Below are 25,656 nucleotides of genomic sequence, written 5' to 3'. Positions count from 1 at the left end.
TGCCCTCTGCGTCTCTGCGGTTCGTTAAAAAATCTACAATTAAGGCAAGATTATTCTATCATTTAGAGATTTCTATTAATTTGTCTGCGAAAAAACGCGGAGTAAAACTAAGACTTAGCGCCGCTATAGTTCGCACATCAAATCTTTGTTGATTCAATGCCTGCCAAAAATAAGGGCGTGCTGCGGCTATCTGTTCACTTCGTAGTAAACCAATTCCTAAAGTTGTATTAGCTTCTAACCATTTCTGTTGAAAGTAACTTTTAAATTGCTGTAACCGAACGTCTTCCATAAAGACTTGATAACAAAACATTTCGCTTTTAGCTTTGCGGATTTTTGCCTGCATATCTCGACTACCACTGAGCATAGTATCAGTTTGCTCATGGGCACGATATCGTGTCAATCTCTCTGGATAATAGTAAGCACCGTAACCAGATATACAACAGAGATAAGTTAAATATAAATCCCACATTCCGCCAACTTCTGAGGGCATACTATCCCAATCGATAATATTATTACGAATCACACAAGAGGCAGCAGTAGGTATGCTTTTATCTACCAATCCAATTTTGTAAAAAGGTTGATGAATTCCTTTTGCTAGTTTGTCTCGCTTATAACCGCGTGTATTTTCTTCAGTTCCAGCATGATTAATTATGCTATCTGCATCTATGATATATTGGTCGCAAAAAGCAAGAATTAACTCAGAATTTGCTTCTAAAGGTGGTACTAGCTTTGCTAAAAAATCTTCATTCCAGATATCATCATCATGAAGACTAGCAACATATTTACCTCGCGCCATCTTGAAGCCATGCTGCTGATTAGCAATCATCCCAACATTTTGCTGATGTCGCCAAAATCTGATGCGTGAATCACCAAAAGATGCCACAAGTTCTTGAGGATTTTCTGGGCTACAATTATCAGAAACAATAATTTCGATATTTTGATAACTTTGTTTAACAGCGCTAGCGATCGCTTGCTTGAGATACTCTGGTCTATTATAGGTAGGGATAATAACGCTAACTAAAGACTGTTGAGATTCTTGAGACGATGACATAGTTTTTTCCTTTATATTTTATAGGTAAAAAATGGACAATTTGCTATACCAAAGTAAGCTTATTTCACTTGAGAAATGCTATATATTTTTTTCGTAGAAGGAAATTCAGCTATTGTTTTTGCATAAATTGTTCGGAGATTATTCACATGAGCATTCATGGTAAATTCTTTCATTAATAAAGCATGACCTTGTTCGCCCATGTATCGGCTTTTTTCATAATCCCCATACAAATCATGAATCGCATCAGCCAGCTTTTTGATATCATTACCTGGAACAAGAATACCTGTTTCTCCATCTCGCAAATGTTCTGGAATACCTCCGACTGCACTACCAATTACAGGTCGATAACGAGAGTATGCCTCTAGAGTTACAAGACCAGCAGGTTCAGGCCAAACGCTAGGGAAGATAACTGCAAAACACTGTTCGTAAAGGTTATTTAATGTGTTGCGATCGCACCAACCATGCCAAGTAATTCGGTTACTTAATCCGAGTGTATTTGCTAACCTTTCTAAGCGTGGTCGTTCCCAGCCTTCACCTGCAATATCAAGTTGAATTTGCGGATTTGTATGTATTAAAGTTTTGAGTAACCATTCCAGACCTTTATCAGAAACAATCCGTCCAACAAACAAAATTCTATGATTTTGATGGATATCTAAATTCAAGGGTGCAGTAGTTATTTTTGGTATAGAAATACCACAGTGTAAGGTTACAATTCTCTCAGAGTTTACACCGTTTTTAATCAACTCTTGACGCACGTATTCGCTATTAGCAACAAAAGTAATTTTTACTTTTTTTAAAGCATCTAATAACTGATGAGTATTTTGAAGTTCTTTAAGAGTTCTTAACGGTCTACGACTACCACATTTATCTGCTAATTTACCCCAAGTACAACCTAAGTAAGAGAAGTTGCGATCGCAGATTGTTTGCTGTCCAGCTAAATACTTTGTGCCACTAGGACAGTACAATGAGTGATTATGAACGCTGAAAACCGTAGGACACTCGCCTGTAAGCTGCAAAAGTAAATCTGGGCTGTGGAGGTGCAGCAGCTTAAACTGGCTTTGGTCAACATTCTTAAGCGATTTTATCACGCGATCGCTAACTTCAGGTGGTCGATGTTCAAACAGAGAAGCTAAATAAGTTTCAACACCTCCGCCCTCGCCTACATCGAAATTGGAGCATTGATAAATCAGGTCTTCTTCAAAAATACCTTTGTCCAATTGTTCATCATTTCGCTTGGCATCATTGATTGAGTTAATCATTAACCACCATGTTTTACGTTATTACTAACTGTATTCCTCATCTAAATAGAGGTTTAAGTTCATCAAAATTATATGCCAACATTAAACCAGAGCTTATGTCTAACATCACTCACATAATGTCTAAGAGCAATGTTTTTACTTGCAGATTTATCTGGATAAATGAACTGATCTTCTACATTGAGAACATATTTATTTGTGCATAAAGGCTCACCATGATTGTGATGCATTGTCAAATGGACAATTGTTTGCTCAGTAAAATAAGTAGGAGCTTCTTGAAGGTTTGCTAAACGTTCGATAGCAAAAGTCCAGTCAAATTCATGCCTAAAGAATATAAATCCACCATTTACTGGATTTAATTTTTCAGAATCATCATAAATAATGCGATCGTCTAGTGACATGGAACAATCAGGTAGATAAAGAGAATATTTATTGTCCGACTTACTCAAATCAATTAAGTCAATCCCGCCGGGGAAAAATAAAATATCTGAATCAGTGTAAATCGTAGCTCCATTAACCGGAATTGACATTAATGCCGACAATTTTCTGCCCATTGGATGCAGTTGGGCATAATCAAGAACACATTGAGGTAAATCCGTTCTTAGAAAGTTTTGTAAAAGTATTACCTGAACGCAGGGATGGACGCGGCGGAGTAAATTACAACTAGACTCAGTGTAACTGCCATCAGAAACTATAGTGAATGTATCTGGAATACCAACATGACGAATAAATGAGCGAATACTTGCCACTTGTTCTGGCAAATCGCGTTCACATGATAAAGCATAGACACTTATCGGAACTTGCCGAGTTTGTTTGATGGGGATGCTGACAATCTGAGAAAGGGCTGCTTTATATAGGGAACGATTAAATCTACCTTGAAGTTTAGCAGTATGATAGCCTATGTTTACCATTTATTTTTCCTAGTTATATAAATAATTTAGTAGTGAAACTAATTCGTAATTTGCCAATTAAAAATTACGAATTACTAACTACGAATTACGAATTATAGTATTGCATCTGGTGATATTCCCAAAGCTTACCTTTACGTCCGAGTAATTCTTGATATTTGCCCTGTTCTACTATTCGTCCTGCTTCTAACACTACGACTTTATCGGCTTTAGCAATAGTAGAAAGACGGTGAGCGATCGCAATTACTGTTCTACCCACAGATAGCTTTTCTAATGAATCTTGAATCAAGCGCTCTGATACAGAATCTAAAGCACTAGTCGCTTCATCCAAAATCAAGATTTCTGGGTTTCTTAGTAACGCCCGTGCGATAGCAATTCGCTGTCTTTGTCCTCCAGATAATCTAACACCCCGATCTCCCAATTGGGTATTAAAACCTTCAGGCATTTCTAAAATAAATTCCAACGCATTGGCTAATTTAGCAGCTTCTTGAATTTGCTCATTAGTAGCTTGTGGAGTACCATAAGCAATATTTTGCCAAACATCAGTATTGAAGATAAAAGTATCTTGACTGACAACAGCTATTTGACGACGAAGAGAATTAATTTCAAACAACCTGATATCAAGTTCATCGATATAAACATTTCCCTCTGTGGCATTATAAAATCGGGGAATCAAATCAGCAAGAGTTGTTTTACCAGCACCAGATGCTCCGACTAATGCTGTCATTTTCCCCTTTTCAATGGTTAGGGTAATATTATGCAACACTAAATTTTTGTCATCGTAACCAAAATCAACAGATACTAAATTTATTGCTCTTTCTAAAGCTTTAAACTGAAGTGTTCCATTCTGAAAATAATTTTTATCATCACTTTTTAGCAGATTTTTAATGTTGTCTGCCGAGCCATGTAGAGTATTGAGAAATGCTCTCGTGCCATTAATATCTTGAACAAACGGGATAAAGCGAAATAAGACAAAGAAAAATGTTAGCAAAGAAGCAACTTGTAGCGTTCCATTACTAACCAGGCTAGTGAATGCCAAAATAATCATTCCCACCAACACCGTAGTAGCTACCCCTTCGGCAATTGGTTTGACAAGTGTCCAAGTGAATACAACTTTAGTTGTAGTACTTACTACCTTGTCACTGGCTTTATAATAACGCTGGCGCTCAAATTCTTGAGTACCACAGGAATGAACTGTGCGAATGCCATTAATAAATTCTATGGCTGTTGATGTAAAATTAGCATTAGCAGTTGTCATGCCAAAACTTGATTCTCTGACTCTGGCATTCAGATTAGATAAACCTACACCTAAAAGTGTAAATAGTAGTGCTGAAATTACAGTTAGTTGCCATGATATCAAAAACATGGAAATCAAGTAGACAAGAGTTGTGATTCCTCTAGTTATTAAAAAGGCTGCGCCACTGAAACCCTGTCTTATCCTTTCAATTTCTGTGGTTATTGTGTTAATTAGTTCACCAGAACGAGTTTTGGCAAAGTAACTTAAGGATAAAGATTGTAACTGTTCAAAAATTTGCTTACGTAAGCGATCGCCAAAATGCAGTTGAGATAATTCAGTATAAACTTGTCCAAAGTAATTGAAGGCAACACGTAACCAAGTACTTAATAAAATCAGCGAAGATACTCGATATAAACGATTAATTGCTGATGTATTCGCCCCCAATACTAAATTGTCAAACCATTCTATTCCTGTTTGGACAGGTTGAGCATTGGGACTAGTTAAGCTTTGCAAAAATGAAAGTAAAAAACCAATACTGACACCTTCAAAAGTTGCCGCCAGAATTGAGAATATCAAAGCTAAAATTACAATCTTGCGAAAGTGCTTAAATTCTCGCAATAGCAAATAGTTGTCCTGCCAGAAGCTAGAAGCTTTAAGCAGACTACGAAGTTGTTGAGTAAATTGGAAATGCATGGATTTTATAATAGTTTGGCAAGGTAGATAGACCGCTATAGTGCTTTAGCCTCAGTGCGGTAGATGAAACAATCAATTACCTACCGCACAGATAAATTACAGTGTTTGGCTATCTAGATGTAACAGGTGAGACTGTGCTTCTACTTCCCACGAAGCTTTAATTTCTGGTAATTTATTTAGCTGTACTGCATCTTCTAAAGTCCAACAACGAGATCTGGTTAAACTCATGTCACCTCGCAGCACGTTAAATAACTGGGGCAGATTATCGAGGCTGTATTTACCCATCCAACGCCCTAGCGCTGTAGTGTTTTGCGTGCGAAACCTGATTACTCGAAACAGTTTACCCCGTTCTCCAACACGCCACTCACGGCAAAAAAGCGATCCTGGCGAGTAAACCTGCATTAACACAACCAATCCCAACATGACTGGACTTACTAATAGCAGCAACACCAAAGCAGCAATCCAATCGATTAGTCGCCAGAAGGGTTGGTTAGACAGTTTATTGCTAGCGGATATGCTTAGGAATATTGGCTTTTGAGCTTCTTCACATGCATCTGCCCAAAACCTGAGCAAAGCCTCGCCCAGTTTGGGATCTATACTTACTAAACTTACTGGAGAATGTTGTAAGCATTCTACTAGCGATCGCTTACTATTTAATGAAGGCAAATATGGTTGTTTAACTTGTCCAAGCGGCTTCACCAACAGCTTACCCCGTCGCCACTGGAGTGTGCAGTACCCACGATTATCTTGGTGTTCCTGGGTTACATCATATAAATTCTCTAAAGTTGGAATTATTGAAGTTGTCATAATGTCTTTGGGTTTATACAGGAGTGAATTACTGAGGTTTATCAAAGGCTATCAATGCCAAAGACCCAAATCCGAATCTTGTTGTAAGTCCAAAAATTTGGAGATAATTGAGGGCAAAATATGTTATTGCTATTTGCCACTCAGAATTCTGCTGGTGTAGAGATGTACAAATCAACGTTACTATCAATATTCATGAGCAATCAGTATTTTCCGGTAACTACTGACAGTAGAAAAATGTAGAGGTAAATTACCCATGAATCTATATCGACGTTTAATTGCACTGAGGTGTTTATTGTATCGATATATTTAATAAAACCAGTCCCCTGTTGTCTTTTAGCCTTTATGAAAGTGCTTTAATCTCTAGAATATAAGAGTATGTAGAAATAGCGATCGCTCAAATAAATTCTTTATTTACTCTTTAAAGAGCCAGTGATTTCTCTGATAACCCATAAAGATAGCATAAATATACTGAAATTTTCCTGATAGCAATAAAATTAAATTTTGTTTATAAAAGAGGCTAGAAACGAGAAAGATCCCCGACTTTTCTAAAAAGTCGAGGATCTTTCGTCGCTGTACTAACTACTTACTTTTCTACAGCTTGCCGTAGAGCTAATTGCTGTTGTTTTACATAAGGTACGTAATTACTACTAGAGTTGGATACACCATTAGCTACAACTCCAATCAGATTTAACTTACTTAACATGGCTGTAGCTTGATTAAGCTGACTTCGCGTCACAATACCAATGCTTGCCACCATAACCACGCTACGACAAGATGATGCGGTGAGCATAGCATCCACCAAACCGAGAACTGGGGGAGCATCTATGAGTACCAAATCATAGTTTTCCTCAAATGCTGCCATTAATTCCATCATCCGAGGAGAACTCAACAGATTAGCTGGGTCAGCAGGTCTGGGGCCGGCGGTCAAAATATCGATGTAGGCGGAACCTGAGTATTGAAGACTAATCTGGTTGGGTAAAGTTGCATCACTAGCCAATAGAGTTGAAAGCCCCTGTTCATTAGGAAGATTCAATTGTTCGTGCAGATTGGGATCGCGTAAATTGGCATCAATCAGCAGTACCCTTTTGTGTAAACGGGCAGCACTCATCGCCAAACCCAACGCCAAAGCTGACTTACCCTCATCGGGTAAAGCTGAGGTAATCATCAAAGATTTCAAGTTAGCAACAGTATTTAAAAGTTCAATGTTTTTGTAAATCAGATCCAGCGATTCCCAACGCGGTGGAGATTGCAGTACCTGAATTGTCCAAGGGGCGAGAACTTCTGGCTTACCAAAGGGCAGCTTGATCATTGATTCTCTGGGTTTGGCTGGCGGTAATTTGGGAGTTGTCCCTAACAACGGCATGGCCATTTGCTTTTCCAACTCAGCAGTAGTGTGAACTGCATCATCAGCCGATTCTCGAATAAAGGCAGCAATGCCTCCTAACATAAACCCAACCACAGCACCTAACAGCAAGTTCTGTTGAAGATTGGGGCCTAATTGTCCACCTTTTTGAGGTTCTTCCACAACTTCCCAATTAAATCCACCCTTGGAAAGTTCTTGCCGCAATTGCTGTTCTGCTCTTAAAAGCTGCTCTAACCTTTCACGGCTAAATTGTAACTGCGGTAGCATCCGATTGTAATAAGCTAAAAGAGGCGGGAAGCGTTTGATTTCAAAACGCAACTCGTTTTCTTTTTGGGCCAAAGTTTGATCGCGAGCGGTTAAAGCAACTATAGTTGTCTGCGTTTCTACCAATTGACCAGCTAGGCTGAGATCAATTTGGCCAAGCTGTCCTTTTTCGAGAAGAGAGTCTCCATTGGTGAACGCGCCAGCAGACTTTTCGCCTAAAGTTCTTCCTACCTCTTGTTGCAATAATTCCTTCTGGCTTTGAAGCTGTTCTTTGAGCTTCTGTACACTCGGAGTTGCATCTGTAAAACGTAAGCGTTCTTGTGCTAATGCCAGCTCGCTTTTTTGAATTTCGTTCAGTAAGCCTTGATAGCGAGTAGATTGACTCAGACGAGAAGCAACTAGAGCATTTTGAGGGGAACGGTTAAGTTGTTCTTCTAAAGATTTTTGGCGTGCTAATGCTTCGCCATATTGAGCACGAGTTGTTTGTCTTTCTTGGGCAATATTATTTAAAGCTGTCTCAATCGCTTTGGCCTGTGACTCTGGATCAATTAAATTCTGATTTCTGCGGAACCTTTGTAAATTTGTCTCAGCCGCGTTTACTTCTTCACTGGCTTTACTTAACTGTTCCCTAATAATTTGCAGACCTTTTTGTAAACGCGAATTCTGTTGTTCTTTGTTATATTCCACATAAACTTGTCGAATTGCGCTCAGAACTTTTTGTGTTTTTTCTGGATCTCCAGCAGTGTATTCAACTTGGAATATTTTAGTAGCAACATTATCTTCTTTGCTCCTTAATTGAGTTAACACTAAGGAAGCTTTAATTTCAGCTACACTTATATCTGGATAATCTGACTGAAGTTTATCAACTGCTTTTTGGATGAGTCCTGAACTCTGCATCAAGTTAAGCTGAGTTGCAGTATCTATGACCACATTAGAGTCAGTAAATTGGTTGTCTACACCCCCTCCTTCTGTTTTTCCTTGATAGTTAGGTTCTACTAGCAGTTGCATGGAACTTTTATAAGTTGGCTTGGTTTTAAAAGTTACCATCCCTGCAATAGCAATAGAAGTAATTAATACTGTTAGAAACCAAGGAAACCTTCGCACAAATACGGCAAACAATTGTCCGTAGCTTGGTTCAGTTTCCGAAGCTGGAGTTATCTGAGGATTTAGACTAGTTTGAACCACTTTTATTATCCTTGTCTTCAAGACTTACGCTAAGAGATTCTCCAAAAATACCTATTCTTCTTTTTACAAACCGCCTTCGCCTTAGCGTCTCGTTAGAGAAGGACGCCAAGGACGCCAAGAAGGACAGAGAAAAATAAATAGGTAATCTTATAGGGGGAAAAGATTAGGGAATCAAATGAATATTTGATGCACACCACAAGCTTGGTTAATGATTTGCTCAACTTTACTAAAGAAGGCATTTTCTGAAAAGTTTGTTACTGCATGGTTACGGATGCGATCGTAATCCCAAGAAATGCCATTGGCTTCTAGTAATGCAATTTGTAGAGATTCGGGTGTTTGCCTTTTGAAAAAGACTCCGGTTTCACCTGGTATTTGAGTATCTAATACTCCACCTGCACCATAAGCGATGACTGGTGTACCACTAGCATTAGCCTCTACTGGAACTAATCCGTAATCTTCTAAGGCTGCGACAATAATAGACTTGGCTTTAGAAAACAAGTCTTTGCGGGTTTTATCACTTACGTGTCCCAAGAACTCAATATTTTTTAATGCTTTGGATTTTAACCGAGCAAGTTCAGGCCCATCACCTGAGATTAATAACCGCCATCCTAACCAGTTAAAAGCTTCAACTATTATATCAAGGCGCTTATAGCTGATCATCCGGGCTGAGGCCAGATAATATTCTTCTTTTATATCAGAAAAAAGAAATTTACTAGTATCAATTGGATAGTTTACCATCATTGCCTTTTTGCCATAAATACTTTCAATACGGCGGGCAACAACACTAGAATTAGCAATGTAAAGGTCAGGTTCCTGTGCATATTTCAGGTCTACCTTTCTCATTACTTGAAATATTTGTTCGATTAAAGGAGCAAAATATCTATAGTCTCCGTATTCTCTTAAATAGGTTGCTGTATCCCATAAGAAACGGGTGACGTTATGACAGAAGCAAATGTGGCGGGCATTGGGATTTTTTCGTACTGCTTTGGCGAAGCTGGTGCTACTGCTAATAATTAAATCGTAGTCTTGCAGATCCAAGGCACGAAAGGCAGGAAAATATAGAGGAGCCATTGACCTAAAATATTTTACTGCACCAGGAATCTTTTGCAAAAAGGTTGTGTTTACTATGCGATCGCCTAGATCAATAGTTTTTTCTGGATCGTACAGAGATGTGAAAATATCTGCTTCGGGATAGCGCTTACAAAGCAGTTCAAACACACGCTCTGCCCCACCTCGCTGGGTTAAATAATCGTGGACTAGAGCAATTTTCATGAATTTGACCTAAAGTTTCGATCAGGTTTATTTCAACGCTCCCCAGCAAGTTATTATCAACAACTTTAGTGTCCCGCAGTATCACTCCTATCCTCTTCACGAAATTCTGGCGACAAATATATAGGGGCGTACAACTAGCTGTACGCCCCTACAGCCGATTCATTTGTAGCTATTACCCAACTGCTACTAAGATTTTTTCTGAGGCGAAATAAGTATTTTGCTCAGTTCTTAGTTGGTCGCAGAGTCTGCCTTCAGGTAATTCTACATCCTCATAAGTGAGGACTTGATCCTTAGAAATATCTCGTTTGAGGCGACATCCTTCAGCTAAACCAATTGGTAGAAGATTTTGCTGTTGGACGATGGGGGAATTTTCACATTGTCCGTAGGTCATGTAGTAGCCGATGCCATCTAAGGTTTCTCCTGCTTTCAGGTCGATTTTGGCAGTGGTGACAACATCTACTAGCGAGCCTGCTAATGGAGACATAACCGCATCACCAAATAGGACAGCCCGCGCTACGGACAAGGGAACTTCAAAATGACAGAGGTGATAAGGAGTATAGAAGCTGTAAAGTGGGCCTTCGCCTAATTTGTATAAGTTGAGATAGTGCTGTTGCTTGGGGTCGTCATGAGTGGCAAATACATATACGCCTGGGCCAGGTTTTGCTCCAACTACATAATCGACAATGCCGCCCAGTTCTTTGAGTTGTTCAACATCATATATATGGGCCATTTCATCGACATAACCGTTGAAGTCATATCCTAGCATTCCCCGTTTGGCGACTTTCATGCCTGTGGCATTGGCAACGATCGCTTGCTCAAAGGAAATTTTGGTTCCGTCGGCAAAGCTAGCCACCATGTGGGGCTTTTGACCCCAACGTTTAGCAAATCCTTCCTGGGTGGTGGGATTGCGATAGGGGTCTTGGAGTCCTTTAATGTTACCGCACAATAACGGAGTTAGACCAATGCTTTTTACAAAGCGGTAGAGGTTCATTTGCACCCCTGGCTGATCGCCATCACAGGCGCTGAGAATCACACCTGCTTTGTCAGCATAGACTTTGAGGATGGGGCCAATGGTGCCGTCGAGTTCAGCATTCATCATAATCACATGCTTGCAATGAGCGATCGCTTCCATAACGATGTGAGCGCCAAATTCCACTGCACCTGTGACTTCGATTAATGCATCGATGCCCTCAGCCCGACACAGTAACTTAGCGTCTTCTGTGACTGCATACTTACCATTAGCGATCGCATCTTCTAATTCGCTGACAGTTGCAACAACTTGAATATCTTCAATTCCTGCTTCCGAATAAGCTTGTTTAGCTGCATCAATCTGACGATTGGAGATAGCAACTAACTCCATTCCTGGCACTGAATTGACAATTTGGTTGGCAATTCCTCGACCCATAAAACCAGCACCAATCATTCCCACCTTAATAGGATTTCCTGCTGCTGCACGGGTTTGTAAGGCGCGATCGATAATAATCATGAACTAAACTCCTTTTTGGAACTGTTGGTTGTGATACAAATTCTCTATAAACTTGCACTTAATAATCTTTTACTAGCTAAATATTAAGTACATTTTCATGGGAATTAAGATTAGCTATGGCTAATAACTGGTTCTTTGCTAGACGCTATAGAAGCAGTCTGTTTTTTCTGGCTGTGATTTTCGATAATTTGCTCCACAACATTTCTGTAAACTTGGGCAAACTTTTCTTTTGTATGATTTGCTCTTGCATATTCCCAAGCCTGACGAGACATCACCTTTAAATCTTTTACAGGTAAATTGGAAATACTTTTAACTTTCGCCTTAATTTCGTCAACCGAAAGATTATCAAAAATCACACCAAAATCGTGAACATCTACACCAGATTCGTAGCTCAAAATCGGAATTAACCCGGCTTGCAAGCAACTAATTACTGCTCCTGACTGCCCTTCAGAAACGGAAGGATAAACAAGCCCTAGACAGTTATTTGTCACCTCTATAAAGTCAGGGCTACTAACATCAATCCACCCATAAGTATGGATGTTAGGCATTTCGTACAGTTCTTTATAGAAAGCTTTTTCAAATTCTTTGTCATTACTTACCGGGCCACAAACTGTTAAATGGTATTCCGGCATTTGGGCAAAGGCATCTAAAACTAAATCTAATCCTTTGAGGACTAAAGCACTACCACCAAACCAGAGAAAACGCTTTCTTACCGCTTCAAAATCTTTCTTGTCGGGATAAGGATAAACGACAGGCGAAGAAATTGGAATGCGATACATCGGTTTATTGGCATACTTGAATGTATCAGTTGTGAAATCGTTACCCAACACAATCGCGCAATCGGCATATTCAATTCCCAAGTTAGGAACTTCAAATCGCTGTGGTTTTAAGGTGATACCTTTGCGCCGTTGTAGTTCTAGAAGTCTGTTGCATTCTGCTGCATTGCGAAACACCATATTCGCAATATCAACGTGGAAAATCTTGATGCAATCCTTATTCAGTTTTGGTGCAAGCACTTCCATTCGATGACGGATATCAATGAAAAATGCGTAATCTTTTTGAGGAACGAATTTATCATTGTGAAATTGGATAACATCAACGTTATAGCCTAAAGTTAAAAAAGTTTGGGCAATTTGCCAAACTTCCCAGTACCAAGTATGGTCATTAGGCATTGGCTGACCAGGTTTTAAGAGGAATGGTTCAATTCGATAAGAAAGAAGTACATTTCCTTTGGAAGGCTGCTTAGGCTTTAGAGAGACAACCTGTAAGCTCTTAGCGTAATTAATGCGAGCTTGGACTTTTTTGGAGACAAAAGAGATAGTATTACCGACACGAGATAGAAGATTATTTGGCATTTATTTCTACCTTAATTAATTATTGTATTACCTCAGAAAAGCAGCCAGTATATTCTACAAGAAACACCTGGCGTAAAGAAAGAATCTATAGTTATCTGGAAGCTGTACCGCCAACAGTCATCATTCTCAACAAAGGCCAATTTAAATCTTTCTCAGATATTTCAGTTACATCTAGAGGCCAATCAATGGCAAAGAATGGGTCGTCATAGCGTAAACCTCTTTCATACCCTGGCGTATAAAATTCGCCCACTTGATATATAACTTCAGTCTCATCTGTGAGTGCTTGATAGCCATGAGCAAACATTTCTGGAACATACAAAGCGCGGCGGTTTTCTGGAGTTAGCTCTACACCAATGTGTGATAAAAAGCTAGGAGATTCTGGACGCATATCAATAATTACGTCATAGATAGCACCTTTAGTACAGCGAATTAATTTCGTTTCTGCTGCTGGCAGAATTTGATAGTGCATTCCCCGGATAGTGCCTTTTTTATAGTTAAAAGACAGGTTACATTGGGCAACTGTTGGCTTTAATCCGTGTGCTTCAAATTCTTGAGCGCAGAAAGACCGAGCAAAAAAACCACGGTGGTCTGGCTTTTCTTCTAAATCAATAATAAATGCGTCTTTGAGTGCAGTTTCAGTGAAAATCATTTGATTGCTTTGAGATGAATGTTGAGTAAATAAAATAAACGAACCGCAGAGACGCAGAGGGCACAGAGAGATATTTTGTATTAGTTATAAACCTACAAATTGGGTGCAACTTCTTTGTCTTCCTCTGTGTTCTCTGTGCCTCTGCGGTTAATTAAATTAGATATTCTTCCGGCGCGTTTTTAATTTGATACTTTAACTGCATCAGATGCAGAACGTAACTCTGCTCTCGGATAAGTATCATCCCAGTATTGGGTGCAGAGGTCTGGTCTTTCAGGAGGATTGGCAGTGTAACAAAAGAATAGCGCTGACCGTTCTTCTGTGCGGACTGTGCCGTGATGCAAAGCATTTTTCGTATCTACAATAATTACAGTACCTGCTGGGCCTGGGCAGGATTTCCAAGCTGATTTGGGGATGACTGGTTTTACTTCTTCATCATCAATACCCATATAGCCTGACTTCCAAAGTTTGTAATAAAGTTGAAAATAACTCCAACTAAATAAGGAAGTTAAAGAGCGAGGGATGTATTCAAAAGGCCCGGTTTTTTGTTCTACATCATTCAAGTAAATGAATATTTTGATAATGCGACGGTCTTCAGCATCGCTATGCCATAGCAGTGTGCCAAACTGGTGTTTGCTAGGGAAATCTTTGCGTAAATGTACACCATGAAAAGCAATAGGAAGACCAATATAATTTTCGATGATGTTAAGAAGTCTTTTCTCGGTTCCCCAGGCATAAAATTCTGGTAAACCTGTTACTGTGGTAATTTGTGGTAATTTTTCGTCTAGATGATCGTTGTTAGGATTTTCCATCTGAGACAATTGATGATAAGCAGCTTGGAGCAGTTCTGAGCTAGAGTTTAACCCTAAATCTGCCAGTGTTGTGACGTAAACGCCATCTTTTTTAAGAGTCTTAAGAATGTTGCGTAGGCGTAGCCCGTCGTAGACATCGCTTCCTTCCAAAACTGGCAAATTCTTGCTATGCTTCCAAAGGGCTAGGTAATATTCAAAGTCAGAAGATAGTGTAGCTATTTTGCGTTTAATTGCACTAAACATGTCCTAAATCCTCCTTGTTGTGATACATATTTGTTAGGAATTTAATAGCTTACGGCTTATAAGTCCGCACTTCTTGAGTAGGTATTTCACTTGATTCTGCTAAAGCAAGTTCTTTAGAAACCATCACATCAAAAGCACACAAGCTGACTAAAGCCAAAAATGGAACTACTATTTTGATAGCGGACATCGGCCATCTTCTTAAAGCACCTAAGAAAACTTTCAAGTTGACTTCTTTACTGTTCTGTAAAAGCATCCGTCTACAAAACTGCTTGGAATATCCACTTTTCTCTAATTTCAAAATAACTTCGGGTATGTGTTTGTATTGCATTAACAGTGCAGATTTTGGTTCTTTCTGCCAATAACTCACACCAACAACACATTCCAAATAAGTATCTTGAGTGACGATCACTCTGCCATTAGCAGCACAATATCCGGCTAAATATGCTAAAGATATCCAGTTATTCTCAGCATCTGGCCAATCTTGCAGAGCGCGTTTTACTAAATCAGTGCGGTAGACAGTAGCAGTCAGAAAAATCACTGCGCCAACACTTTTTGAGAAACAATGTTCAAATACAGCCTTACCATCACCATCACCATCTTCACTATCTATATCAAACCAGCGATTACCAACAATTGTTGGTGGATGAACTGGTTCACCAGTAATTTGGTTTCGTCCAGAAAAGTTGAGGAACAATAATGATAAATCTTCATGTTGCTTGAGTTTGCTAATCACATAAGCAATAGCTCTATCTTGAATTGGGTCATCATCACCAATTGTCCAAACATATTTGGTTGTTGTAGAATTTAGGCAATACATAATATTCTTGACTACGCCTAAATTCTTGAAATTTTTATTCGATTTAAATGTAATATTACTAAGTGTTATTTGCCATTTCTGAATTACCTCCTGAGTATTGTCTGTTGAACAATTGTCAGAAACTAAAATTTCACAGTCGTCTTCAAAACCTTTAATAGCTTGAGCTAACCAAGTAAGTTGCTTATCTAGAAGTTGGGCACGATTAAATGTAGGAATGGCAATAGTCAACAGTTTATTCATATTAAGGTCTAATTTGTAGTTAAGAAGGTATTAAGCTGCTTCCCAGTCTAATGTTTTGTGGTTTAGCGGCAAAAATTTATAGTAGATACACCTTTTAATTACTCTTTAACAATTCTCAAAAAACAAATGCTTTGCTGTTTGTTTTCTGGAAATCATTTAAATATTGCCCATAATCACCCAGATAAATATAGTAATAATAGGCAACTTTTGGGTTTGTAATAAGTAATCACGACGCTATTAAAACCCTATCTTGAATAGGAGATGGGTAAATTTTAACTTCAGGAATTGGCACTACAAACTGTCCACCCCACTCGCCAATAAATGCCATTTGCTCCATAATTTCTTCCTTGAGATTCCAAGGCAATATTAGGAGATAATCTGGTTTGGTTTCACGGATTTTATCTGGTTCAAAGATGGGAATATGAGTGCCAGGTAAAAATAAGCCCTGCTTGTAAGGATTGCAATCTACTGTGTAATCGATAAAATCTTTTCCAATCCCACAGTAATTGAGCAATGTATTGCCTTTAGCAGGTGCGCCATAACCAGCGATTGATTTACCTTCTGCTTTAGCTGTCAAAAGAAAATTTAATAGTTTGTGTTTTGTTTCTTTGACTTTTTCTCCAAATGTAATGTAAGTCTCTATGCGATGCAGTCCGGCGGCAATTTCTTTAGCTTTCAAATCTCTAACTCGTTGACTAATACTGAGATGAACAGCGTAGTCATGTTTGGCATAGATTCTTAATGAACCGCCATGAGTTGATAATTCTTCTACGTCAAAAAGTTGCAAGTTGTGTGCTGCAAAGATTTTTTCGATAGTCAGGAATGAAAAATAAGAAAAATGCTCGTGATAAATAGTATCAAATTGATTTTGCTGAATGAGTTGCAAAATGTGAGGAAACTCCATCGTCAAAATGCCATTGGGTTTGAGGATGAGTTTCATCCCAGCGATGAAATCGTTTAAATCTGGTACATGAGCTAAAACATTATTACCTATCAAAAGGTCAGCTAGTTTTCCTTGTATCACAAGTTCTTTGGCAGTTTCAACTCCAAAAAACTTGTTGATACTAGGAATGCCTTTGTCTTCGGCAACTTTAGCTATATTTGCTGCTGGTTCTATTCCTAAAACAGGGATTCCTTTTTCTAGAAAATATTGCAGGAGGTAGCCGTCATTACTGGCAATTTCAATAACTTGATTATGATGATTAAAGCCAAACTTCTCTACCATCATCTCGGTGTAAGCCTTGGCATGTTTTAGCCAACTTACCGAGTAAGAAGAAAAATAAGCATAATCGCTGAAAATGTGATCTGGTGTTTCAAACTGTTCTAATTGAACTAAAAGAGTGTCTTCAGAGACATAAGCGTGGAGAGGATAAAATTTCTCTGCATTATTTAGCTGCTCTGCTGTCAAATAAGCATTAGCTAAAGGTGACATTCCTAGATCAATAAAGGTTTGGTGCAGGGGTTGACCACTGAAACGACATTTTGCGATCGCCATAAACTTTAACTCATTAATTGCAAATAATTTGATAGATGGGATAAGTCCGAATCAACTTATTTGATTCGGAAACTTAGTTTATTTGTTCGCTGCTGCTAGGCTAATCTAACTACTTTTTATTCCAGAAAAAATCTTTGTCAATTTGCTCAGTACGAATCAGATACTCTAGTTGCCTTAAGCGGGTAAATCCTCTAAACAAGAAAGTATCTTCAGCCATGTGTATTTGACTGAATAAATCAAATAACTGCTGGGCACCAAGTCGGGCATTCCAATCACACTTAAATCCAGGTAGGATTGTATTGATTTTCTCGAAGGATACTCGATAGCTGCGGTTATCTGAACCGTTGTTACCAAAGGACAATTTACAATCTGGGAAAATATCAGCAATAATTTCTGCGATTTCTTTGACGCGATAATTGTTTGCTGTATCTCCCACGTTAAAGATTTGGTTATGTACAATGTCGCGTGGTGCTTCCAAAGCGCAGACTATTGCTTTGCAAATATCCAGTGCATGGACTAATGGCCGCCAGGGTGTACCATCACTGGTCATTTTGATTTGTTTGCTAGTCCATGCCAACCCTGCTAGGTTGTTTAAAACAATATCAAAGCGCATTCTGGGAGAAGCACCAAAGGCAGTTGCATTCCGCATAAAGGTGGGAGAGAAGTCATCATCAGCGAGTGGTCTGACATCTCTTTCTACGAGAGTTTTGCATTCTGCGTAGGCTGTTTGAGGATTAACAGGCGATTCTTCTGTGACATCACCTGCGGTAGCAACACCGTAGACGCTGCATGAAGACATGTATACAAAACGGCGCACACCCATAGCTTTAGCTAGGCTAGCTAGACGAACTGAACCTACATGATTAATTTCGTAGGTAATATTAGGTGCTAATTGTCCGGCTGGGTCGTTGGATAGTTCTGCCATGTGAACTATGGCTTCAATACCTTCCAAATCATCAGGGGTGATGTTGCGAATATCTTTGTTGAGGGTTTTGGGTGTCACTCCATTAGCGTTATACAACCAACCAACTTTATAGAAACCGGTATCTAGACCAATAACTTCATGTCCCCGTTCAATTAATAGAGGAGGTAATAATGAACCAAGATAGCCTTCTGTTCCAGTTACTAATATTTTCATCGCGGTTAATGCCTTTGTATTGATGAGTTAAATTAGGGGCGCACAGATGTTCGCCTTACTATGTGTTGCATCCGAGAGGGAAGCGCTTTTTCGTTTGTATGCAATAACTTGACCTCTCTCCAAACCTCTCTCCTAAGAGGAGAGAGGCTTTGAATCTTGCTCCCCAACGCTAGTAGGGAAGGGGTTGGGGGTTAGGTCTGTATTCGACTCAACCCAGAAGCGCTATATATAACTCGGCTAACATTCATTACATAGTTTGCCGACTAACTCATTGGGTAGCAGCACTCTATAGCGGTTCTTAATTGATGCACTACACTTTTTTCTTGGGAGATGGGTATCTTACCCGTCTCTTGTATTTCCAGGCTAGAAAAGATGTCCACTATACAAGATTCATCCTTTTATTCAGCAGCCCGGAAGTAATAACAATGTTATCTATGCGGTTACTGCAATATCTAGATGGGAAAGTCGGGGAATTTCCGCCACAAGCGCTTTACCGATTTCTAGAGAAGATGTGGCCGCAGGAGAAGGAGCATTGCAAACATGAATGGAGTTTTGACCGGAAACAATCAAAAAGTCGTCTACAAGCTTGCCATCGTTCATTAAGGCTTGAGCGCGAACTCCTGCATGGGTGGGAACTAAATCTTCTGCTTGAACTTCGGGAATTAGTTTTTGCAAACTTCTGGTGAAGGCTGCTTTACTAAAGGAACGAATGATTTCTTGAATCCCTTCATCAGCATGTTTAGCTGCCAACTTCCAAAAACCAGGATAGGTGATGACTTCAAGAAAATCCCGTAAGTCAAAGTCGGTTTTTTTGTAACCTTCGCGTTTGAGCGACAGCACCGCGTTTGGCCCTGCATGGACGCTACCATCAATCATCCGGGTAAAGTGAACACCCAAAAAGGGAAAATCTGGATTGGGAACTGGGTAAATTAGTGTTTTGACCAGATAACGTTTTTCTGGGGTGAGTTCGTAATATTCTCCCCGGAATGGAACAATTTTTGCTTGGGGTTCAACTTGACCTAATTTGGCGGTGCGATCGCTATGTAATCCAGTACAATTAATTACAAAGTGGGTTTCAAAGTTACCCTTGTTTGTTTGCAGTACCTGATTTTTACCACTTGGGGAGATTTTCAGAACTTTTGTATTCAGGTGTAAATCCCCACCCTGCTGTTGAATTAGCTCGGCGTATTTCAAACAGACTTGCTTGTAATTAACAATACCAGTTGAGAATACCCGAAGTCCACCTACACATTTTACGTGAGGTTCAATTTCTCTGACTTCTTCCGGGCTAATTCTCTTAACTTCTATGCCATTGTCTAAGCCGCGTTTGTAGAGATTTTCTAAGCGTGGTAGCTCTTGTTCTTCAGTTGCAACAATGACCTTACCACAAACTTCATGCTCAATTCCATGCTCTTGACAAAACTCTACCATAGAGCGAGAACCGTCACGACAAAATTTAGCTTTGAAACTCCCTGGCTTGTAGTAAATACCAGAATGAATTACACCGCTATTATTGCCGGTTTGGTGAAATGCCCATTGACTCTCTTTTTCTACTACTAAAATACGAGCATTGGGATAGCGTTTTCCTAAAGCCAGGGCTGTAGAGAGTCCAACTATTCCCCCACCTATAATTGCAAAATCATACATTAGGATTATTGTACTTGAAATTACAGTAAATCTATAAAGTCATTGGGCATTGGGCATGGGGCACTTGTACTGAGCGAAGTCGAAGTATTGGGCATTGGGCATGGGGCATTGGGCATGGGGCATTAATCAATAATTAATAGTTATTCTTCCCCTGCTCCCCCTGCTCCCCCTGCTCCCCCTGCTCCCCCTGCTCCCTCATCTCCCTCATCTCCCTCATCTCCCAACTCTTTTTACCAAACTTTCCAAGGAGCTTGAGTGCTTTTCCATAGCTCCTCTAGGTAGTTTTTATCGCGTAAAGTATCCATAGGTTGCCAAAAACCATCATGTTTGAAAGCCGATAGTTGTTCCATATCAGCTAGTTTTTCTAATGGCTCTTGCTCCCACACGGTAGAGTCATCAGCAATCAAATTAATTACTTCTGGTTCTAACACAAAATAACCGCCATTAATCCAAGCTCCATCACCTTCAGGTTTTTCCCGAAAGCTGGTAATTTTAGTTTGCTCATATCCTAAGGAAATAGCCCCAAAACGTCCGGCTGGTTGAACGGCTGTGAGGGTTCCTAATGTCTTTTGTTCTTTATGAAATTTAACTAGCTCGGTGATATTAATATTACTGACACCATCACCATAAGTAAAACAAAAAGTCTCACTACCAAGATGTTCGCTGATTCGCTTTAAGCGTCCGCCTGTCATTGTATTATCACCCGTATTTACTAAGGTGACACGCCAGGGTTCAGCATAACCAGAATGTACGTTCATCTGGTTAAATCGCATGTCAAAGGTAACATCTGACATGTGTAAGAAGTAGTTAGCAAAATACTCCTTAATTATGTAACCTTTGTAACCACAACAAATAATGAAGTCATTAATGCCGTGAGCAGAGTAAGTTTTCATTATGTGCCAGAGAATTGGCTTACCACCAATTTCAACCATCGGCTTGGGTCTGATACTAGTTTCTTCACTGAGGCGCGTACCAAGTCCTCCAGCCAAAATCACCGCTTTCATGCAATTACCTCGGAGATTTGTAGGGATATAATTATTTGACCGTGCCAATTTTAGATTCTAGATTTGCAATTTGGGATTAATGCTCGAATTTCACGAGCCTATGAGTAGATTTGCTCTGCCCATTTTCATAGCGGGGCATGTACCAAAAAACTCTTTTAATCGAAAACCCAAAATCTAAAATCCAAAATTGTTTGACTTTATCGACATGAAGAGGATGCACTTAGATAGAGAAAAATTGATTTCTTTTTTCTTTTTCTCCGTCAATAATCTAACTGTTATTTTCGGTAAAATCATGAAGGAAATATAAATTAAAATCTTTTCTATATAAAAGCTCTATGAATATCTAGAAATATGAAAATCAATTGTTCTTTTAAATAAAAATGTTACCCAATAAATAACTAGGGTTAGCGTTAGCTAACCCTAGTCAGGCTTGATTTCTGAAATTCAAACTAATAATATACCAGTAAAAAAACTTACTTGTTTTTAGTTAGTTTTTTGCAGATTACTTGAGCTTTGGAATAAAGGGTCACATTTGTTTTCTATGACTACACACATGTTACTGAGTGCTTGCTGATAATTATCCATATCATCTTGCTCAAGAAAAATTTTGGCAGATGCCTGTATATCCTCAACAGCTTTCGCCTGATTTTTGTTAGATTCATTACCGCCATATTGTGCTAGCTCATAGCGAACCATACCTCGTTTGAGATACACTTTTGCTAGTTTGGGGCTGATAGCTAATGCTTGGTTAAAATCAGCGATCGCTTGATGATATTCTTGCTCATAATTGCTGCTATATTGAGCAATTTGATAATAGACAACACCGCGTTGAAAGTAAGCTTCTGCTTTGGATACATTAAGCTTTATGACGTGAGTAAAATCTGCGATCGCTCTTTTGTAAGCTTGTTGAGATTCACCGCTATATTTAGCCATTTGGGTGCGGACAATCCCGCGTCTGATATAAGCTTCAATTTCATTACTATCCAGACCAATGGCGCGATTATAGTCTGCGATCGCTAGGTTATACTCTAAATCAGGATCGTTGCTATATTCGGCAAGCATATAGCGGGCATTACCCCGATTCACAAGAGCTTTGGTTTGATTGGGATTGATTGTAAGAGCTTGGCTATAATCTGCAACTGCCCCTTCGTAGTCTTTCATGTTATAGCGAGCATTGCCACGATTTACAATCGCTCTGGCATGTGTCGGTTCTTGTTCAATTGCTCCGGTAAAGCTGGCAATTGCTTTTTCATAATCTCGGTCTTTGTAAGCGGTATAACCTTGCTGATAGTAATCAGCGAAGCTGAGTTTGTTATTTGTCTGGCGAGACTTTAGTGTTTGTTGAGTGTAAGCATTTTGGGTAACCAACGGCTGAGTAAATTTAATCATTACATCCGCATATCCCAATAAACCAAAACCCAGCAAGCAACAAATAATCGGGTACAACTTTGACTTCTTAGAACGTTTATAAGATGCACCGCTTGGGGTAATTACTGGCTGCCAATAATTAGCCGAGTGCGGTGACATGGTTCGTTGTGGAAAATGCGGTGTCTGGGTGTAGTGCTTTTTCCGTTTGATTCGCGGTTGGAGATGTTCTCTAGCTTCTATAGCCCGATGTGATGGGAAGGGGTCGCGTCCGCCTAATCGCACGGTACGTTCACACCAGGGACAGCTACGTATATGGTTGTTGTAGCGATGCTGAGGATTTGTCGTGCAGGTAATTAGGGAATCTTCGGCTTCAGCAATAGCCGATAGCCAAGCCTGGGCACTGGGGCGCAACTGTGGGTTGTTGTGACCGTCTTCAAAACAACGGACAAATAGTTCTTGTAAGCTGGGATGAAGAATTTCCCAAGGGGGTGCAATGGGTGTAGGAAGGTAGGGTACGTAGCGCTTTTGGCTGTAAGTGAAATGACCCGATGCAATGCGGGCTTCGTAGGGCGGTGGCTCAATAGCACCTTGAAAAATTCCCGAAAATGGGTGCGTGCCTTCCATTAAGAGTTGAAATACCAGCACCGCTAACCCAAATAAATCGTGAGAAATTTCGCGATCGTGCTGGGCAAAAGTTTTATTCTGTAGTTCTGGTGGGGTAAACTCTGGTTTCCCTACTGGGCAGCGATAAACAACATTGCTGCTTGGGTCAAGTACTTGGAAGGAGTCTGTGTCTATCAAAGTCACCAGTGCTGTGTCACTGACGAGGATATTTGATTCGTTTACATCACCAATACAATATCCACTAGCGTGTAAAGCAGCAATTGCTGCCGCCAAGTTACGAGCCGTGCGGAGCAGGTACTGATAGTTGAATAGGGGGCAGTGTTGGCGACGGGTTCTGGGGTTGTAAAAGTCGATGATTGGACGCATCCCTTGAATGCGTGGCATCAAAAAGCCGAGGATGATATTTTTGCCATCTGCCGCCCGTAATAAATCCTCTGGCCAAGCGATAGAGATATGCCCTAAACTCGCCGTTGGATTTTCTGGCGGGTTAGCAAGCATCGCTTGGAGTTTATCAGCATGAGCAGTCGTTGGCTTATGGTAAATCTTTGCCACCAAGTTGTTATCGGATGGCACTGCATAAACACAAGCTTCGCCGCCACGTCCCAAACTGACATTGAGACTGAGGATTTCTTTTCTAGGGGAACAACGTAGTACCTGCATAATGAAATTACCGCTAACGGAGTTATTGTAAGATGTGAAACCTGTAAATTTTTTGCTTATGAGTTGTTGAATGCAGCTATAATGAGTGTCAAATCATCATCAGTGCGTTGCGTAATCCGTTCTGAGCGTAAAAACTTTACCAACTGCTCCTTCGCTTCTGTTTTATCCTCGGCATTAGCTACAAATTCAAACAGGGGAAAAAAGAAGGGTTTGTGAGGTTCGCCAACAACCATATTCAAAGCCAGCATTTGTAGTCCATCAGTGATGATGCCAACATTTTCTATATCTGTGCGCCAGACTCTCATCTGCGCTGTATCTAAGGCAGTAGGAGAAGTTAAAAAAGTAGTTTCGTTGATGTATTCGCCGCTATCAGGTATAGTTAGTGCCAGAAGGTTGCCCATGCTATCTTTTGCCACTGCCAAACCATCACCTATTTGCATTACAGCCACAACTTCTGGTGTGGCAAGCATCACAATTAAGGTAGTGGCTAAATCATGAGGCTGTTTGTCACAACTAGCCGCCTCATCATGCACAGCTTTTTTAGCAGCTAGTATGGCATCATTTAAGAGCGATCGCACTAATGCATCATCAGTCAAACTTTTCCGGGTGAGTCCAATGGTTGAAATGTTTTCTATTGCTGTCTCCACAGCAATCATCGCTCCCACTTTTCCAAGGCTAGCAGAACCCGCGCCATCTGCTGCGGCTGCCACTAAAACGTTATCTGATAATACTTGCCAGTGATGAGCATCCTGGCATAACTGATTGTTTTTTAAGTGACTTGTACCACATACAGACGCAGCCACAATCCGCCATTGAGCAATCTGTTTTGATATGTTCATAGATTTTTTTCCAGCAGCTAGCTGTGTAAACATCAAGCTGCGATTTTTTATTAAACAGTCCCCCAACCAATCGGCGGTAGTGCAACCTGTTCGTCCACCTGCGAATGGGAAACAGCTGACATACTAGTTGACAGCCAGACAAACATCTCGATAAAATTTAATCCTTTCAGCTTCAGAGGGGTACGCACAGCTATTTGATTTAAACGAGTCATATTCGCATTTTCTACACCTACTGTAAAAAATGCTACGCGCTTATTAGCCTCATCTCCCTGTAGGCGCTGGGATGCTTGCTCTACCACATTTTCTAACTCGCCTTGTGGTTCTCCATCGGTAATCATGAACACCCAAGGACGATAGTAAGCAATCCCATTGGCACGATACTGAGATTTCCGCTCTTGAATTATGTCTAAAGCTTTATGAATTCCTGCACCCATTGTAGTCAATCCCTGAGCTGTCAAAATCGGCGGATTGAATTGATCGGCAGTCACAAAGTCTTGTACTACATTGATATTACTATCAAATGTTACGATCGCTACTTCCACCCGTCTTGCAGCTAAGGAATTTTTGACTAATTCATCCTTTAAACTTAGTAAACCCTGATTTAAAGCCTCAATCGGATCTCCTTGCATCGAGCCAGATGTGTCTAATAACAGTACACAAGGACAACGTGGTTCTGGGTTCTCAGCAAATTCTACTACTTCATCAAGTCTTAATGTATCATCCATAACTTTTCGTGTTATGTTAAAGTTCAAAGCCTTATTTTCCTTTCTTGAGAGTATATAATTACAGCCGCCGAAGCGACTTACAGAATATAGTAGCTAGTGGTAGATGCTCTAATTTTTATTAAACAAATTTTTTTCATGAAGTTCTCTACATATTTAAGAAGAACTTGAGAACAGCTTAGTTTAGCAAAAAAGAGTTTATCAAAACGCAGCATTCCTTGTTGTAATGTATCTACCCAAAAATTATATCCATTAACCCTACAGTACAATAAATACGTAAACTTTCCTAGATAACTTTTTAAAGATTTTATGTAGAAAAATCGTTCTTTTACATAAAAGTAATTAACTATAATTGAGCTTCTTAGCTCTAGAAGTATAGCAGTGTAGCTGCGGAAACATGGAATCAAATTTACCTTTTTCAGTAAGTGGGCATAAATAAACATCATTATTAAGGTCTTCATTCAAGAGTTGTCGGTAGTTAGTAAAATCCAGAATTAACTAACATCTACTGATAGTCTAGCTAA

At 39.8% G+C, this 25,656-nt stretch carries 19 protein-coding genes; all 19 read right to left on the bottom strand.

Features of this window, described 5'->3' with window-relative positions; genetic code table 11:
- Window positions 1-58: 58 nt before the first annotated feature.
- Window positions 59-1,051 carry a glycosyltransferase family 2 protein gene (locus CDC33_RS21535; RefSeq protein WP_109010584.1) on the bottom strand — a complete coding sequence of 331 codons (993 nt, stop codon included), beginning with the start codon at window positions 1,049-1,051 and terminating at the stop codon, window positions 59-61.
- A 59-nt stretch (window positions 1,052-1,110) separates the two neighbouring features.
- On the bottom strand, window positions 1,111-2,310 hold the full coding sequence (locus CDC33_RS21530) for a glycosyltransferase family 4 protein (RefSeq protein WP_181374098.1): 1,200 nt from the start codon (window positions 2,308-2,310) through the stop codon (window positions 1,111-1,113).
- A gap of 68 nt (window positions 2,311-2,378) precedes the next feature.
- Window positions 2,379-3,218, bottom strand: a complete 840-nt coding sequence (locus tag CDC33_RS21525) for a hypothetical protein (protein WP_109010583.1) — start codon at window positions 3,216-3,218, stop codon at window positions 2,379-2,381.
- Window positions 3,219-3,303: 85 nt separating this feature from the next.
- Entirely contained in the window at window positions 3,304-5,145 is a 1,842-nt protein-coding gene (hepA, locus tag CDC33_RS21520) for a heterocyst formation ABC transporter subunit HepA (protein ID WP_109010581.1), read from the bottom strand.
- A 96-nt stretch (window positions 5,146-5,241) separates the two neighbouring features.
- On the bottom strand, window positions 5,242-5,952 hold the full coding sequence (gene hepC, locus CDC33_RS21515) for a heterocyst development glycosyltransferase HepC (RefSeq protein WP_109010580.1): 711 nt from the start codon (window positions 5,950-5,952) through the stop codon (window positions 5,242-5,244).
- Window positions 5,953-6,535: 583 nt separating this feature from the next.
- On the bottom strand, window positions 6,536-8,764 hold the full coding sequence (locus CDC33_RS21510) for a GumC family protein (protein WP_109010578.1): 2,229 nt from the start codon (window positions 8,762-8,764) through the stop codon (window positions 6,536-6,538).
- Window positions 8,765-8,935: 171 nt separating this feature from the next.
- The gene (locus CDC33_RS21505) at window positions 8,936-10,036 is read right to left on the bottom strand and encodes a glycosyltransferase (protein ID WP_109010577.1); all 1,101 of its coding nucleotides are present in this window, start codon (window positions 10,034-10,036) and stop codon (window positions 8,936-8,938) included.
- Window positions 10,037-10,208: 172 nt separating this feature from the next.
- Window positions 10,209-11,522: an NAD(P)H-dependent oxidoreductase gene (locus CDC33_RS21500; protein WP_109010575.1), complete on the bottom strand. Its 1,314-nt coding sequence runs from the start codon at window positions 11,520-11,522 to the stop codon at window positions 10,209-10,211.
- Between the two features lie 110 nt (window positions 11,523-11,632).
- Entirely contained in the window at window positions 11,633-12,877 is a 1,245-nt protein-coding gene (locus CDC33_RS21495; protein WP_109010573.1) for a glycosyltransferase, read from the bottom strand.
- A 91-nt stretch (window positions 12,878-12,968) separates the two neighbouring features.
- Complete coding sequence (rfbC, locus tag CDC33_RS21490) at window positions 12,969-13,526, bottom strand: dTDP-4-dehydrorhamnose 3,5-epimerase (protein WP_109010572.1); 558 nt, start codon at window positions 13,524-13,526, stop codon at window positions 12,969-12,971.
- Between the two features lie 179 nt (window positions 13,527-13,705).
- Window positions 13,706-14,578 (bottom strand): phytanoyl-CoA dioxygenase family protein, encoded by an 873-nt coding sequence (locus CDC33_RS21485; protein ID WP_109010571.1) that lies wholly within the window; start codon window positions 14,576-14,578, stop codon window positions 13,706-13,708.
- Window positions 14,579-14,627: 49 nt separating this feature from the next.
- A complete protein-coding gene (locus CDC33_RS21480; RefSeq protein WP_109010569.1) occupies window positions 14,628-15,635 on the bottom strand; it encodes a glycosyltransferase family 2 protein in 1,008 nt (335 codons plus the stop codon).
- Window positions 15,636-15,861: 226 nt separating this feature from the next.
- Window positions 15,862-17,130 carry a class I SAM-dependent methyltransferase gene (locus CDC33_RS21475; RefSeq protein WP_109010567.1) on the bottom strand — a complete coding sequence of 423 codons (1,269 nt, stop codon included), beginning with the start codon at window positions 17,128-17,130 and terminating at the stop codon, window positions 15,862-15,864.
- A 109-nt stretch (window positions 17,131-17,239) separates the two neighbouring features.
- Window positions 17,240-18,268 (bottom strand): NAD-dependent epimerase/dehydratase family protein, encoded by a 1,029-nt coding sequence (locus CDC33_RS21470; RefSeq protein ID WP_109010565.1) that lies wholly within the window; start codon window positions 18,266-18,268, stop codon window positions 17,240-17,242.
- 432 nt (window positions 18,269-18,700) lie between these two features.
- Window positions 18,701-19,915: an L-2-hydroxyglutarate dehydrogenase gene (lhgD, locus tag CDC33_RS21465; protein WP_109010564.1), complete on the bottom strand. Its 1,215-nt coding sequence runs from the start codon at window positions 19,913-19,915 to the stop codon at window positions 18,701-18,703.
- 230 nt (window positions 19,916-20,145) lie between these two features.
- The gene (rfbF, locus tag CDC33_RS21460) at window positions 20,146-20,919 is read right to left on the bottom strand and encodes a glucose-1-phosphate cytidylyltransferase (protein ID WP_109010562.1); all 774 of its coding nucleotides are present in this window, start codon (window positions 20,917-20,919) and stop codon (window positions 20,146-20,148) included.
- A gap of 483 nt (window positions 20,920-21,402) precedes the next feature.
- Complete coding sequence (locus CDC33_RS21455) at window positions 21,403-23,571, bottom strand: tetratricopeptide repeat protein (RefSeq protein ID WP_109010560.1); 2,169 nt, start codon at window positions 23,569-23,571, stop codon at window positions 21,403-21,405.
- 56 nt (window positions 23,572-23,627) lie between these two features.
- Window positions 23,628-24,410, bottom strand: a complete 783-nt coding sequence (locus CDC33_RS21450; RefSeq protein ID WP_109012660.1) for a PP2C family serine/threonine-protein phosphatase — start codon at window positions 24,408-24,410, stop codon at window positions 23,628-23,630.
- A gap of 50 nt (window positions 24,411-24,460) precedes the next feature.
- On the bottom strand, window positions 24,461-25,135 hold the full coding sequence (locus tag CDC33_RS21445; RefSeq protein ID WP_100898244.1) for a vWA domain-containing protein: 675 nt from the start codon (window positions 25,133-25,135) through the stop codon (window positions 24,461-24,463).
- Window positions 25,136-25,656: the final 521 nt, after the last annotated feature.

The sequence above is a fragment of the Nostoc commune NIES-4072 genome (assembly GCF_003113895.1).
In the GTDB taxonomy this organism is placed as follows: Bacteria; Cyanobacteriota; Cyanobacteriia; order Cyanobacteriales; family Nostocaceae; genus Nostoc; species Nostoc commune.
Note: the sequence above shows the minus strand (reverse complement) of the source record. Positions and strands in the feature narration are given on the sequence as shown.